The organism is Bacillus sp. P4_D3 (assembly GCF_056401855.1).
Genome location: NZ_JBFUIN010000886.1, coordinates 1 through 1,145 on the forward strand (window position 1 = coordinate 1; position 1,145 = coordinate 1,145).

3 protein-coding genes are annotated in these 1,145 nt (G+C 33.7%); all 3 read right to left on the minus strand.

What is annotated here, in order from left to right; translation table 11 throughout:
- Positions 1 to 329: aminotransferase class V-fold PLP-dependent enzyme (locus AC1DTM_RS27660; RefSeq protein WP_477001394.1), on the minus strand; the 329-nt coding region annotated here is incomplete at its 3' end.
- A gap of 291 nt (positions 330 to 620) precedes the next feature.
- The gene (locus tag AC1DTM_RS27665) at positions 621 to 932 is read right to left on the minus strand and encodes a hypothetical protein (RefSeq protein WP_002110719.1); all 312 of its coding nucleotides are present in this window, start codon (positions 930 to 932) and stop codon (positions 621 to 623) included.
- Positions 914 to 1,145, minus strand: a 232-nt coding sequence (locus AC1DTM_RS27670) for an anti sigma factor C-terminal domain-containing protein (RefSeq protein ID WP_477001395.1), incomplete at its 5' end; no start/stop codon positions are given. The genes AC1DTM_RS27670 and AC1DTM_RS27665, both read right to left, overlap by 19 nt.

Sequence of the window (1,145 nt, forward strand, 5' to 3'; positions counted from 1 at the left end):
GCTTCTTGCTGCGCCTTTTTAGACCATGAACCTGTCAGTATGTACCCAGCTTTTTTATATGTACTCATTAAATTTAACGGTATCATAGAAAATTGTAATGACGCACCGCCTTGTAAAAATAAAACTTCATAATCATCAGGAATGTTCATTAATTCACGAAGTAAGCTGCTGGCTTCATCAATAATACTTTGGAAATAAGAAGATCTATGGCTCATTTCCATAACAGACATGCCTGTCCCGTTATAATTTACAAGCTCCTTTTGCACTTTCTCTAAAACCGGCAAAGGGAGTATAGATGGTCCTGCTGAAAAATTATACACTCTCTCCATCACCCAGATAACCTCCCTATTTCTCATTTTTATTATTTTTTAAACTTTCTGAATTATAACCTATATACAATACACGGTCAATTTGTTTTCCGTTATTACGGCGTAAGACGCAATGGAATCGCTTGCATGTGCAAATATTTTTTTATATAAAGTGAGCAGAAAACATATCAACAAAACAACAGCCTAGATGCATAGTGCTCTCCTTTCAAATTTGATAGGTTCTTCTCTTATCTATTTTACTTTTTATACATTAGAAAAAGAGCGAATCTACATTCGCTCTTTTCCACATATTTATGGCCCAAAGCTTATCATCCAACCTAACATAAATCCAAATATAGAAAACAGCAGCATAAAAATAAATAAACTACATGCCCACAATGCATATTTTCGACTTTTGCTTTTTGTGATCATACCTATGACTGAGCACACCACTCCAATACCAACTATTTGCAGAAAACTTTTACCTATAAATGTTTCTTGAATAAGCAATATAATGTTCAAATACAATAACGCTAGAAAGGCAATAATTAATGAAATAGTCCCCATCCACGTTTCCTGTTTATACATATGATTCTTTCCTTTTTTTAAGAATGCCAATTCCATAACCTCGCTTCACCTACTTTCAATTTTCTAACTTTTTCGTGGCTCATCAATTTTTCAACTTCTACTTTAGGCCCAGTTACAACTGCCCCGTATGTTTTTATCCCATTTTTTTCAAGGAAAGAAATACGCTTTGACAACTCTAATACTTTCGCTCTAGATAGCTTCACTGCTAAATTTTCATGCTTCTGTAATGACTTTAACACATCAATAAAT

Excerpts from the sequence above, each read along its gene's own strand:
- AC1DTM_RS27665 (WP_002110719.1), bottom strand. The coding sequence starts at position 932 with ATGGAATTGGCATTCTTAAAAAAAGGAAAGAATCATATGTATAAACAG.